General features: G+C 58.8%; 7 protein-coding genes and 3 pseudogenes. 6 read left to right on the top strand and 4 right to left on the bottom strand.

The window, feature by feature from the left end; translation table 11 throughout:
• The first annotated feature begins 266 nt into the window (after positions 1 to 266).
• The 5 genes and pseudogenes from HV773_RS26610 to HV773_RS26590 form a co-directional block, all read left to right on the top strand.
• A complete protein-coding gene (locus HV773_RS26610) occupies positions 267 to 1,223 on the top strand; it encodes an EAL domain-containing protein (RefSeq protein WP_175197211.1) in 957 nt (318 codons plus the stop codon).
• Positions 1,224 to 1,491: 268 nt separating this feature from the next.
• Positions 1,492 to 2,154: a response regulator gene (locus HV773_RS26605; protein WP_175197210.1), complete on the top strand. Its 663-nt coding sequence runs from the start codon at positions 1,492 to 1,494 to the stop codon at positions 2,152 to 2,154.
• Complete coding sequence (locus HV773_RS26600) at positions 2,151 to 5,519, top strand: ATP-binding protein (RefSeq protein WP_246282402.1); 3,369 nt, start codon at positions 2,151 to 2,153, stop codon at positions 5,517 to 5,519. The genes HV773_RS26605 and HV773_RS26600 overlap by 4 nt, the downstream gene beginning before the upstream one ends.
• A 252-nt stretch (positions 5,520 to 5,771) precedes the next feature.
• Positions 5,772 to 6,278 (top strand): glycine zipper family protein, encoded by a 507-nt coding sequence (locus tag HV773_RS26595; RefSeq protein WP_246282401.1) that lies wholly within the window; start codon positions 5,772 to 5,774, stop codon positions 6,276 to 6,278.
• Positions 6,279 to 7,584: 1,306 nt separating this feature from the next.
• Positions 7,585 to 8,125, top strand: a pseudogene (locus tag HV773_RS26590) (transposase); the annotation flags it as partial.
• Between the two features lie 78 nt (positions 8,126 to 8,203).
• Here HV773_RS26590 and HV773_RS26585 read toward each other — a convergent pair.
• Positions 8,204 to 8,782: a hypothetical protein gene (locus HV773_RS26585; protein ID WP_175197209.1), complete on the bottom strand. Its 579-nt coding sequence runs from the start codon at positions 8,780 to 8,782 to the stop codon at positions 8,204 to 8,206.
• A gap of 1,078 nt (positions 8,783 to 9,860) precedes the next feature.
• Here HV773_RS26585 and HV773_RS26580 point away from each other — a divergent pair.
• A pseudogene (locus HV773_RS26580) lies at positions 9,861 to 10,595 on the top strand (IS6 family transposase).
• Between the two features lie 311 nt (positions 10,596 to 10,906).
• Here HV773_RS26580 and HV773_RS26575 read toward each other — a convergent pair.
• The 3 genes and pseudogenes from HV773_RS26575 to HV773_RS26565 form a co-directional block, all read right to left on the bottom strand.
• Positions 10,907 to 12,109: an FAD-binding domain gene (locus HV773_RS26575; RefSeq protein WP_175197208.1), complete on the bottom strand. Its 1,203-nt coding sequence runs from the start codon at positions 12,107 to 12,109 to the stop codon at positions 10,907 to 10,909.
• Positions 12,110 to 12,529: 420 nt separating this feature from the next.
• Positions 12,530 to 12,979: a GNAT family N-acetyltransferase gene (locus tag HV773_RS26570; RefSeq protein WP_175197207.1), complete on the bottom strand. Its 450-nt coding sequence runs from the start codon at positions 12,977 to 12,979 to the stop codon at positions 12,530 to 12,532.
• A 45-nt stretch (positions 12,980 to 13,024) separates the two neighbouring features.
• A pseudogene (locus HV773_RS26565) lies at positions 13,025 to 13,236 on the bottom strand (transposase domain-containing protein); the annotation flags it as partial.
• Positions 13,237 to 13,308: the final 72 nt, after the last annotated feature.

Below are 13,308 nucleotides of genomic sequence, written 5' to 3'. Positions count from 1 at the left end.
GTCCTCCTGACAAAAGGAGGGCGAACAGACTGGCGCCCTCTCTCGGGGCCGCGGCATGATCATTCCCGTTCATGTGTAAAGTTCCCTTCCAATGGAGCGCACACCGCGCACGGAGATATGCGCGTGTCAATCACTGCAGTAGTGTTGGAAACTTATGCGCGTCGAGCGCCACTCGCTATCACAGGAATCAGAAATTGCCCGGCGGGCACCCCCTTGCATCGCACTTCCAGTGCGCCATCGAAGCGTTTCTAACTTCTACGATAGCCTTGACGGAGAACGTGCCCTATCTTCGGGAAACGATGGAATTCACAACGGGGGAGACGGGCATGATGAGTTGCTTGTGGCGCGACAAGAGGAAACCCAATGTTCTGGATACCAAACTGATTGGCAAAGACCCTCCATCGCCATCGAACCCCGCTTTGCAGGGCGAGTTGCGGGTCGCCTACCAGGCGATCGTCTCGGCGCGTTCTGGCGCATTGACCGGCGCCGAAGCCATCGCCGCCTGGAGTGATCGGCCCAATGCTCCCCTGTCTGAAAGAGGCGCTGCGCCACTCGGGCATCAGGCAAGCTCGCCGCCCCCGGTGTTCGAAACCATTTTCGAACTCGGATGTGCCAACCTCGCTCGATGGCAGCGCCACACGCCGGACGGCGTAGCGCTGTCGATCGACATTTCGCTCGAGCAACTAGTCGCGAAAGACTTCACCCCTATGGTCATGGGCTGCATCCGGCGTCACGCCATACGGCCGGAATGCGTGAAATTCGAAATGCCGGAGCCAAGGGACCGGAACATTACCCGGACGCTCATCGAGCGGCTGTCGGACTTGCGGCGCATCGGCGTCGCGGTCGTGCTCGACGACTTCGGCATGGAACATTCGACGCTATCGAGCCTCATTGCGCTGCCGATCAGCGGGCTCAAATTTGGCCGCCGATTCACAAGCGCACTGCCAGATGACCGAATTGCCAGCGCGATACTGACGAGCGTGGCAAGTCTCGCTCGCGACCTGGGAATCTCGATAGCCGTCGATGGTGTGCAGAGCGATGCCCAACTCGCGTGGCTTCGCCAATTCGCCAATCTCGACGTTCAAGGCAGCCTGATTTCGAGCCCGGTCTCCGGCGAGGCAATCCTTTCCTGGCTGCCAGGGTCCGGCGGTGGAACATCGAAGCGAGGCGGCGAGGAAAAGCGATGGACGTCCTTTGCCGCCATGAACAAGCTCTCTGGGTGAATAAACGCACACGCACCCAATTCACGTTCTTTTGTCCCTCAAAAATACGCTGCAGTCGTAAGCACGGAAGAATGCGTTACTCGGCTAAACTCCACTTTCTCAAAAACGCGCCCGACCGGCCAAACGCCGTCGAACGCCCTTGCGGTTAGTGGCCATCAGCCTCTGGTCCGCACATGAAACTATTTGCCGTGATTGTAATTTTTCGAAATATCGTTGCCGCCGTATGGCCCCATGCACCGCACGTCTTCATTGCGTGGGGAACATGCCGATGACACAAGCACCACTTTCCCGTGCGTTGTCGGTCGCGATTGCTGACGACCATCCGATGATACGGCTGGCGATCAAGGACGTTCTGGGTCCGCTCAGGCTTCAGGAGGTCGCGATGTGCCAGTCGGGCAACGAACTTCTCGAAGCGCTCGAGCGGCAACGCTTCGACCTCGTGGTCACCGACTTCTCGATGGAGCGCGAGCAAGGCAACGACGACGGTCTGCGCATGATCCAGCGGATCAGAAGCCGTTTTCCGCAGATGCCCATCGTCGTTTTCACCATGCTCACCAATCCGGGGCTGCTCGCCTGCATTCAGGCCGAGGGGGTCGGCGGAATTGTCGGGAAAGCCGAGGATCCCGAAATCCTGCGGCGGATCTGCCTCGACGCCCTTTCGGAAAGCGGCGGCACGCATCTCTCCGAGGCGATTGCCAACCGGATCGCCAGCGCCGGCGGACGCCCCGGCGCCAGTACCCGCCTGCTCTCTCCCAAGGAACTCGAGGTCGTGCGCATGTTCGCGAGTGGCGACTCGCTGACGAAAATCGCCGCCGGTTTTCATCGCTCCCTCGCGACCGTCGCGGCCCAGAAACGGTCAGCCATGCTAAAGCTCAACATCGCCAACAACGCTGACCTCATCGCCTACGCTCGCGAGAACGGCCTTGCATGAAGAAGCCGGCAACACCCCGATACAACGATTCGCCGCTACGCACCTTCGATTCCGTTGAGAAAAACCTGCTGCGCGAGCGGCGCGTCTTCTCGATCGTGGTGCTGCTTCTCGTGCTCGTCACGTTCGCGGGCGCCGGTGCGATCTTCCTCGTGCGGCTGAGTGACTCGCTGCGGGCACAGGAACAACTCGCGCGCATCTACGCGCAAGGTATCGTCGATGCGGTGCTCGAGCGCCGCAGCGAGCTCATGGCCGCCAACCTCATACTCGACCTGCGCGCCAACGACCCATACCACGCGGATCACAGCCCCTTAGCCGACAACCTGTGTACCCGTGTCGCTCCGCTGGGTCCGCACAACGACGTTCTTCGGCAAGGCTGCAATGAGGCCGTCCGCACGCTGCTTGCAGCAGGCCAGAGGCCTTCGATCGCGATGATCTCGGTCGCCGACGGCGCCGCGTACTGGTATATCGGGCCGCCCGCCGCGGAGTCGGCCAACAAGGACCGCCCCCCTCCCATGCCTGCCGCGATGATCGTGGAGGCAGTGCTCAACCAATATCGCGCCGCAAAGCTGGATCCGCTGGAGGCCGCAAGAGAGAAACGCGTTGTCTGGCTGGCGATGCCCGCCACGGCCATGAACGACAGCCCGGAAATGATCGGCGCATCGCTGGTCGCGAAAGGCAGCCGCATCTACGCGGTTGCCCTAACCCACATCGCCCTCAAAGATCTGCTTCAGCCCGCAAGACAGGGACTTTCGATTCCGGACGCTATCTTCTTCGACAGTTTCGGTGTGCCGCTGGCCAGTTCGGGAAAAAGCGTCGATGCACAACTGCTCGACCGCAAGCTGCCGGAGCGCGAGGATGGCGTCTTTCACTGGGTGGTGGGCTATGGCTGGGCGCTGCGCCTTGCACCACTCGCCGCCGACTTCGGGCGGCTCGTTTTCGTGCTCCCGCCCGGACAGCAGGCTCACAAGATGGCCGGCGAGTTATTGCTGGTTGGCGCAATTACAGCGGCGGCCCTGGGTCTGCTGTTCGCCATGTACAGGCACTGGAACTACCGGTTTCTCGTTGTCACATACGAAGAAGCCTCGCGCGCGCTCGAGAGCGAAATGCTCAATCATCTCCTTGTTCATGTCACGCCGGTCGGTCTGTGCATCGTGCGCCGCGAAACCCTGGAGATCATCGTTTCGAATCCGATCGCGCGCGAAGTGCTGGGGCTTGCGCAGGAAGACGCATGCCTGCCCCAGGCGCTTCGCGCCGCACTCGCCGCCCGCCCCGACGAGCAAGATCGGGCCACCGGCGAAACCGGCCTGTTCCAGATTCCGCTTACCTTGAACCGCACCGGAAGCAACCCGGTGTCGCTGGAGATCACCTACGCCCCCGCGGAGGTCCGCCACGAAGCCGTGCTGTTCTGCGCCATCGTGGACGTAACGGAGCACCATCACTCGAATCAATTGCTGCGGCAAGCCAAGCTCGCGAGCGACGCCGCCGCGAAGGCAAAACTCGCGTTCTTCGCATCCATGAGTCATGAGATTCGCACACCGCTTTCGTCGCTGGTGGGAAACATCGAGCTCATTGCGATGGGCCCGCTGCAGGCCGAGCAACGCGAGCGCGTACGCGCGATGCAAGTCTCGGCCGAGGGACTCATGCAAGTGGTCAACGACGTACTCGATTTTTCGAAAATCGACATCGGTGCGATGAGCATTGCCGAAGAACCCGGCTCGCTCGTCGAGCTGCTCGAGCACCTTGCCACGTCGCATGCGCGCGAAGCGAGCAAGCGCGGGTTGACCTTGCACGCCGTATTCGACCGTCATATCCCCGCTGAGCTTTACTTCGATCCGGTGCGCCTCGCGCAGATCGTCAATAACCTCCTGAACAATGCCTTGAAGTTCACGCATTCCGGCAAGATCGTATTGCGTGCGCGCTGGAGCGACGAGGGCCTCGAAATCGAAGTGTCCGATACCGGTGTCGGGATACGCGAGGATGAGCGGCATCGCCTTTTCCAGCCGTTTTCACAGGCGGCCCCGAATCGCCTGGCCCGCGCACGCGGGACCGGCCTCGGGCTGTCGATCTGCGCGAAGCTGTGCGAACTCATGGGCGGCCGGATCATGCTGGACAGCATGGTGGGCATAGGCACACGCGTCACCGTCCAGCTGCCGCTCAAGGCCGTGAGCCACGGCAACGAGACATGTGAATCCATGGGCTTGCCGCCGAACCGTACCGCAGTGCTGTTGCGGGCGTCCGAGCACCATGAAGCACTACTGAATCAATTTGACTGGAGCGCATCCACGCCAGTCGCCATGTCGGACCTGAGCGAGCCCGTTGAGCGCGAGACGTTCGATTGCCTGATGGTCACCGAAGAGTTCGATCCCGTGGAAGTGCTCGCGTGGTGGCCCACGGCGGCCTCCATCGTCTGGCTGAAGCAGCAGGGTCCCCTGCTCGCCACCACGCGCGCGGACGGCGGCCAGGATGTATCGATTTATAGCCGCACCGGCATTCACGCCGCCCTGCTGGCAGCGATTTCAGGAACACCCCGGCTTGCCGCGGGCGCCAAACGATCCGCCGACGGCCAAGTAAGCGCTGCGCCAGGCGAACCGTTGGCGGGATTGCGCATGCTGGTCGCGGAAGATAACCCGTTGAACCGGAGCCTTCTGCGCGATCAGCTGTCCATGTTGGGCGCGAAGGTTCTCGAAGCTGGCAATGGTCACGAGGCGCTCGCGATGCTGGCGAATACTCGCGTCGACGTGGTTCTGACCGATATCGACATGCCCGACATGAACGGATTCGAACTGCTTCGCGAAATGAGCCGTCGTGCCTTGCAGATGCCCGTCTATGCAGTAAGCGCGAGCACGCGACCCGAGGACATTGCCGAAGGACGGGCAATGGGCTTCGCCGACTACTTCACCAAACCGGTCCCGCTCGCCGTGCTCGCTTCAGCGCTGCGCGGCAAGGCCACCACCGCGGCCGAGGCCGCTCATCTCGACGAGCGCCTGCAAGAGCCGGATCCATGCGCCCGGTCCGGCACGCACGAGAACCCCGAAATCCCACAAGTACCCGCCGGGTATGCCCTGGCGTTTCTCGATCAGACCGAAGCCGACATGCGTTCCTATCGCAGCGCCATTGCCGATCAGGATCGCACTCGCCTCGAGCGATTGCTGCACCGGACGTCGGGAACGCTCTCGGTGCTCGAACCCTCCCAACTGCTCGCCTTGTGCGAGGACCTGCGCCTCTACCTCACGGAGATCGAGCATTGGGATGACGAAACCCGGCTCCAGTCCGAATTCATTCTGCAAAGTCTGACTCAAATGTGCCGGCTTGCGAGTGCCGATGCCAGGCATCCTGACCGACCCCATTCGCGCCACGTGCTCTAACGCCGTCATTTCCAAGTTCTATGATTGCGGGCGTTATCCGCAAGCTCCAATATGGTCACGACAACTGCAGCGAACACGCAGCAGATCTGTCCAGTTGTGTATGTGAATCCTCCTTTCGCGCCCGCCTTCGTGCGGGCGCCTTTTTCAGGAACATCGCAGGGAAGCTGCTGCGTCTGTACCCAATGTGCACTCGCTTTGCCATCGCACTGAGCGCTGCCAGCCCCCTGTATGCTTGACTTGTCAGGATAACGAATGAACAAACATTCACGTCTTATGCAGATCATGCGGGTAGCACTCGCGCTGGCTTCGGCGAGCGCCGCCTGCCTCGGGCAGAACGCCCACGCACAGGTCGTCTACGCGAAGCCCCTTGCCTATCCCGCACGCGGACAAACACCGTATCAGCAATCCACCGACGATGGCGCCTGCTATAGCTGGGCCAAGCAGCAAACGGGCTTTGATCCGGCATGGGCGGCAACGTCGCCCGCCCCGGTCATGGCGCCCGGCGGGCAGCGGGTTGTGGGCGCGGCCCGAGGCGCCGCGACAGGTGCGGTGGCGGGAGCCATCGCCGGCGACGCAGGAAGAGGCGCCGCTGCGGGCGCCGCTATCGGCACGATGGTCGGCGGCATCGAGCATCGTCAGGAACGACGGACAGCAGGTGCCTATAACGCGCAAGCTGTGGCGAATAACGAGGCCGGAACGTCGTCGTATTGGCGCGCGTGGGGCGCCTGCATGAGCGGCCGCGGTTATACAGTCAACTGAGCAGTCAACTGAGCCGTCAACTGAGCCGTCAACTGAGCCGTCAACTGAGCCGTCAACTGAGCCGTCAACCACGGTAGCAACGAAATACGCAAGACCAACGAGACCCTGCGTATGACGTTGCTACCCGGGTGAGACCGCACAGTTAATGGTATGAATTCCTAACCATTACGCAAGGTCAATGAAAGGTGAGTTGGAATCCATCCAGTCATATTGGCCCTGCTGAGGCGCCCACGCCCAGTTCGGGTTGATGTCACGTGCCAGAACGGGTGTGAACCGGTCCGTAACAGGTTTGGAGTCCGTGCTGCCTACGGCAACGGCTTGTCTCGATTCATACCGATCATTCATCTGCTCCATCCTCCTAAAACATTAAGGAACGGCCTTCTTTCATTACGCAATCGCGTAACCAGGGGCACATTGCTGCCGGTTGTTTAACCGTCAGCTATAAAGCAAGGAATGCGCCAGACAGCCGGCAAGCGCGCAAAACCCGTGCTTTCGCGCCTAAACGGCGTGACGCCAGCAAGATACGTTCAGATTTGAAATCAGATGTTGCAGCTTTGAAATATCCTCTGTCCCTTTTGACAAGAGGCAGGCACTACCTCACGCTCCGCGGCGAACCTGAGGCTGTCCCCACTGATATCGGGGTATCGACCCCTGATTGGGTTGACTGGCCACACGTGAAAACAAAATCACGTGCATCTTCCTTCGGGCTCAAACCGCTTTCGGGCCGATCGAATGCATAGTTCACATGCACAGGTTTCTCGCCGCAAACCTTGCTGGCAAGGGTGAAACAGGTCTTGCTGCTATCGAACAGACCGTGGCAATGAACACCCCAGCCCTGCTGGGAATTCGACAACTTTACGGCTTCTACATTGTGCGTCGAGTTGGATGCCGTCGTACAACCGGCTGCAAATGTCACGACTATCACGGCAGAGAGAATACGGATCTTCATTAGGCTCAAGCGGAATAATTGCGGTGGCTGCGTTTTACTTCGCTCGCCATGACGAGCTTGCGGCGGACTTGCGCCCGCAGGGGTGAGTTCACGCCGTGCGCACAAAGGGCTCCCGCTCGATGGCGGGCGCAAAGGAGGCGCTCACATACGTCAGCCGATATATCTGCTACGTGTTCACTACGCCTGCTCGTGGAAATATTGCTTTTTCGTGATTGCGTCCGCAATCGTAGAAATTAGAAAGTGGGAAGTAACACAACGCCATCTTTCGATTGAAAAATGCCGGCGCTGGTTACGCCCGCTGGAGCGGCCCCACGTATCTGAGGACACAAGGACTCTCTTAAAATAAGGGATAGTCTTGTGCCTATCAGTAAGCCTAGTCATTACGTGGAACTCATCGAAATTCTGACCGAGCCGGGGCGTCGTCGGCGACGCACGGCCCAAGAAAAAATCGCCATCGTGCAGGAAACGCTGGCGCCGGGCGCATCGGTGTCTGCCGTAGCGCGGCGGCACGGCGTGAATCCGAACCAGGTGTTTGGCTGGCGCAAGCAATACCAGGAAGGCAGCTTGGCGGCAGTGCAAGCGGGCGAAACCGTTGTACCTGCATCGGAGTTGGCCACCGCAATCAAGGAAATCAAGGAATTGCAACGACTGCTCGGGAAGAAGACGATGGAAGTCGAAATCCAGAAAGAAGCCGTTGAGTGGGCCGTTCAAAAAACCCGATTGCGCGTTCGCCCTTGTTGCCGAGGGACGACCATTGAAAACGGTCTGCGAAGTTCTCGGCGTGGCGCGCTCTGGCATGGCGGTGAAACAGGCTCGCTCGTCCGATTGGCAAGATGGTCGCCGTGCCAAGCCGACCGACGACACGGAACTGGTCGAGGAAATCCAGGCCCATGTGGCGCACTTTGACCCTGGCCCAGAAAACCGTTCCATTTAAAACTGGAACATTCCGGCATGCTGTTCAATCCCACATCGACAGTCAGTGGTCCCCAAACCCGTTTGACTCTGTCTGCGCCGTATCCAGAGGCCCTCCCCATAGCTCCCCGGCATGGCGGTCCATCGCAAGCCCAAAGCTGAGGTTATGAGTTTCCGATCGGGCATACCTGAAACGGTTGGCGGCTGGAATGTTAAGGCCCGCGCCTGCAAGGTCCGCGGCCACGTCGGCAAAGGAGTGCCCCTCGGTGGCCACGATAAGGTAGTCCACGTCGTTCGGCTGCGGGGCGCCGCCGCCAATGGCACTGTTGAAAAGGTTGACCAGGTTATTCCAGCGCGAGCTGACCGTCCTGTGATACATCGTGATCCGCACCGCATTCCCTAGCCGCACTCGCATCAGACCAACACAGGTGCACCCGCAGAGTCCAGCCGTTGCCAGTGCGGCTGTCCCTCCCCCTTGAGCATCCCTGCTCCTGATGCCGTCCATCTTGACATGGGTGAATTGATAATTCTGGATGCTGGGATGTGGCAGTATGATCCGGTTCATGTTGTTGGGGGGAACTGCCCCAACCTGCCAGGTGGTCCAAAAGTGTCCACGATTGTCGGGCACCTGATAGTCGGGCATTGCGTCTCTCCCTTCAGGACGATGTACCCGTTTCTGGTAGAACGAATAAAGGGTACCAGTTTGCGATAGCAAGGGGGCCGTCGCCAAGGATCAAAGGCGAGTAACCTTGCGCCGGCTCGACGATTTCCAAAGCCTATGAAATCAGGCAGCATCGCACTCCCTCGCGACTGCCAAGATGTTCCAGAACGTCATGAAGTTGACGCAACCATAGAAGGTCGGCGCGCGTCCGATGCCACTCAGTCAGTTCTCCATCGTTTATGACTTGCCAAGCGCAATATCTCAAATCTGAACACACCTGACACTTGGAACATTTTCCTTTTAGGAAAGACCTGATGTCTACCTGCCAAATTTGGCAGGTAAAAATTCCATGTTGATGTAAGGACTGTGCCGCCCCCTCACCCATCCGTGTCAGATGCTCTCCTGCCAATAACAATCTCGGCCCTCCGGCGTGCCTAAGCGACGGCCACCATACCTTAGAAGCTGACTGTGAATTCGTGTCGATCGAGAGGGCCGGAGTGGATCGTCCAGTGATATTCGGATAGTCCGCGCCAAGACGCGTGGTGTATGAAGAAATCCGTTTCTTGAAGGCATTCCAAGAGCGATATCGTTAGTTTAGCGGAATAAATTTCGATATTGCAATATTAGATCTTCGATAGATTGGAAAAGGTTCTGACTGGAATGAATCTACAATATATATCATGAAAACGGGTCAATAACGAGAATCGCTCGCATTTTATTTCGACTATATCGAAGGAATATAGATCATACTCAGTAGAAACATGAAGCTCCGTTTCCCGTACAACAAGGTTCGCCTGAGGTCACGACTGGAACAACAGGCGCTCGCCCGCACGCTGGACAGCGAGCTCCGAAAGCTTTTTCCAACGGGCGCAGCCTCTCACTTATACCAGTGGGTAGGTATATTGCCTCTTTATTTATATATAGTATTCCTACATTATTGGATAAAATGAGCCTTCCACGATTACCGCGGTACGTCCCAGGCTAACGATCGATGGCTGTTACGAACGAGTCGCTCAAGAGGCACTGTCACGTTGCTGAAATGGTCGGGAAAGATCGCGTGATGAAGAATGCAAAGTCGCTCTACCACGGACATCGCTTTCCGGTGGCGGTCATCAGTTGCTCGGTGCGCTAGTATTTCAGGTTTCAGCTCAGCTTGCGTGATATCGAAGAACTGTTGTTCGAGCGGGGGGTTGTCGTCAGTTACGAAACAATCCGACGCTGGTACGATAAATTCGGCGCGTGCTTCGCACACCGTGTCAAGGCGGCTCGTCGCAAGCCCGGAACGACCTGGCACATTGACGAAGTATTTGTGACGTTGCGCGGCGAACCTTACCTGTTGTGGCGCACCGTCGATCAGCACGGCGTCGAGCTCGATATCCTGCTACAGAAGCGCCGCGACAAGGCTGCAGCCAAACGATTTTTCAAGCACGTGCTTGCCTCATGTGCTGAGGCACCGCGCAAGATCGTGACCGACCAGCTGCGCAGCTATCCGGCCGCGAAAGCCGAGATTCCCGAGCTCGCCCACGTCAGGCACGTCTTCGTCAAAGCCAGCGCGCGGCTGAACAACAGGGCCGAAAACAGTCATCAACCGACACGCGAACGCGAGCGACGCATGCGTGGTTTTCGCGATCCTGAACGCACGCAGGCCTTCCTATCGAGCTTCGGTCCGATCCGGCAGCACTTCGCATTCAAGCAACATCTACTGCGCGCCTCGCTCTATCGCAAACAACTGGCCGCACGCTTCGACGCGTGGCATCGCTTCACTGAGATCACCCGAGACCCGTCCGCTTTCTGAGCAAATGCGCGTCCTCTCCGCTACTGCGTCGCAGACGCTTTAACGTGACAGCGCCGCCCAAAGTGCCATCGAGGCGGCGCGCAACAGGATCGGACAGTTCAGGACGTCGCTGGGGACACTCCTCGCAGTGGCGGGATTCCTCACGCTGCTGCTGGTCCTGATGTCGATCGAACGTAATACGCGCCACCTGCGTTTCGAAAGGAAGGTTTGATGCGATTGACGGTATAGGGCCGTCGACATCAATGGAACGTCAATGTTGACCTCGACATTCGCCTTCATCTGCTAATCGACAAGCCTCTGCCGTTCGGGAGTCACCTTCGGTGACCTCCCGAAAGCGGAAAGGCCTCCCCGAACATTCGCCGCGCGAGCCACGTGCCGATTTGCGGAACGTTCATCATATTCACCACGCAATCTCGCAAAAATAGTCCGATTTGGCTACGAGGTGTGAAGGAACCGGCAAAGCGAATGGCAGCATCCTGCTGGCGCCATATGAAGACGCGGAGACGATTTTCGTAGGCCGGGAAGGCGCGCGCGAGATCGCCATCTGCCACGTGCAATTCGTCCGCCAGGATATAGGCACCGAGCATCGCAAACGCGGCGCCCGCACCGGCAAGCAACGACGGGCTATATGCGGCATCCCCCACCAACGCCGTACGGCCTTTTGTCCAGCAAGGCATGCGAATCTGGCTGACCGCATCGAAATAGAGGTCGTGCGCCGTGTCAAGCCTTGCAAGAATCTCGGGCGTTTCCCAGCCGTCGCCTCCAAACCTGGCGCGAAGACGGGCTTTTTGCGCCCCGAAATCGTGAGCGGCGATCGCAGGTTTGCCTGTCTCGGCAAACACGAGCAGAAACGCGCTAAGGCCCTCGCGCATCGCATATCGACTGATCTGCCGCCCTGGCCTCGCGAAACTCACGTACGTTGCTTCATCCCGGTGCGGATAACCACTGGCAATGAACGAAGCCGCAACATAGCCGAGATATTTTTCGAATTGCGCCTCCTCACCAAAGACCAACTCGCGCACGCGCGAATGCAGTCCATCCGCTCCTATCAAAAGGTCGAAGTGGCGCCTCTGTCCTGTCGAAAGTTCGACGACAACGCCTTGTGCGTCTTGCTCGAGTGACTGGATGGAAGCTCCGTACAACACTTCCACCCGATCCTTGACTGTATCGAAGATGGTTTGTGCCAGGTCACCGCGTGGAATGCTGAAAAACTTTCCGTCCAATGCCGTGCGCAATACGGTCCCACCCATACCCGAGATTTTGCGTCCTCGTTCGTCGACAAACCTCAGGCTGTCGAACAGATAGGCGCGCTCCATGACCATCTTTAGAAGACCATAGCGTTCAACGATATCGTATCCGGTGCCCCACACATCAATCATGTAGCCACCATCACGGAACGCAGCGGCGCGTTCGACTATCGTGGGTTCAAAGCCGAATTGCAAAAGCCGATGGGCCAGAGACGGTCCGGCGATCCCTGCGCCAGAGATGAGAATGCGGCGGTTCGCTGGTGCCAAGCGTTACCTCCTCAGACTTGCACTGTGCCTTGCTGCCAGTGCCAATTCGCGTAGTCTAGACTAATCTCGCCTGATTCCGGCGGGCTGCAACGTCTCTGTAGACAGTGCGACGATAAAGTATCAATTCGCAGTGTTACTTTCCTGAGAGCCCCCGTTCCCGGGAACGAATTGCGACATGGAAAGTGAGCCCGTCAGCGACCGCACCGGGGCGGAGCCCATCCCCCAATGAAGTGGCCGCTAGCGCGTGAACCCACGAGGCCGAGTTCGGGCCAGGAAGGATCCTTCCTCGACACGAGTCCCCTGAAGATCGGCCGACGGCTCTACTACAGCGAACCGTGATTCACTGAGCGAAGGCGAGTGAAATATATGCGGTCATTTAACGACGCCGGTCAGACATCCAGATCCACGTCGTTGCGGACGTTAACATGCGCATCCCGGGTGCCATATCAGCTTGACGTCGAGTGATGTTTCTGTAACTGGTCTGAAGCCGAGTTGCTCGTAGAGACGACGCGCGGGATTTCCGTGAAGGACGCTCAGGGAAACGGACACGCCTTCTCGCCTTGCTTCATCCAACACCACGCCGAGGACGGTTTTGCCGATACCTTTGCCTTGATGGGAGGGCAACACCTGGATCTGCTGAAGGTGCCACTCGCCGCTTCTTCGATTGATCTTGAGAAGCCCCACGCTGGTATTTCCCTCGCAAATGATCTTGGCGTCTTCGAAGTTCGACCAGATGCGCTTATAGTGAGCCTCATCGTCAGTCGGCATCGCGGCCCGCTCCAGATGTTCGGTCATTGTCAGCTTGCGAAGCATCAGGAGAAACGGGACGTCGGACGGTGACGCCTCTCGTAATTTGATTTGTTGGCTCATAGGCAGTGATTCCGGCTCTTTACGCGTGAATCTACAATGAGGTTGTCAGGGCATGGTCCACGGCGCATGAGCGCCGCGTAGTCGTCAGCGGTTACAGCCAACGGCAACTTCGTGAACAGCCAGACGAGATAGCGGTACGGATCGATACCGTTCGCCTTGCAACTCTCGACGAGCGAATAGAGATTGGCGCTGGCCTGAGCACCGGCAACCGTGTCCGCAAACAGCCAGCCCTTGCGGCCGACGACGAACGGCCTGATTCGCCGATTATGCCGCGTCATGCATGCGCGCGACGGTGCGTATGGCCTTTCATGACCGCTGTGTCGGCATAA

This window comes from Paraburkholderia caffeinitolerans, from assembly GCF_902859945.1.
In the GTDB taxonomy this organism is placed as follows: domain Bacteria; phylum Pseudomonadota; class Gammaproteobacteria; order Burkholderiales; family Burkholderiaceae; genus Paraburkholderia; species Paraburkholderia caffeinitolerans.
The sequence above is the reverse complement of the archived record's forward strand: the minus strand, read 5'-3'. Positions and strand labels throughout refer to the sequence as shown.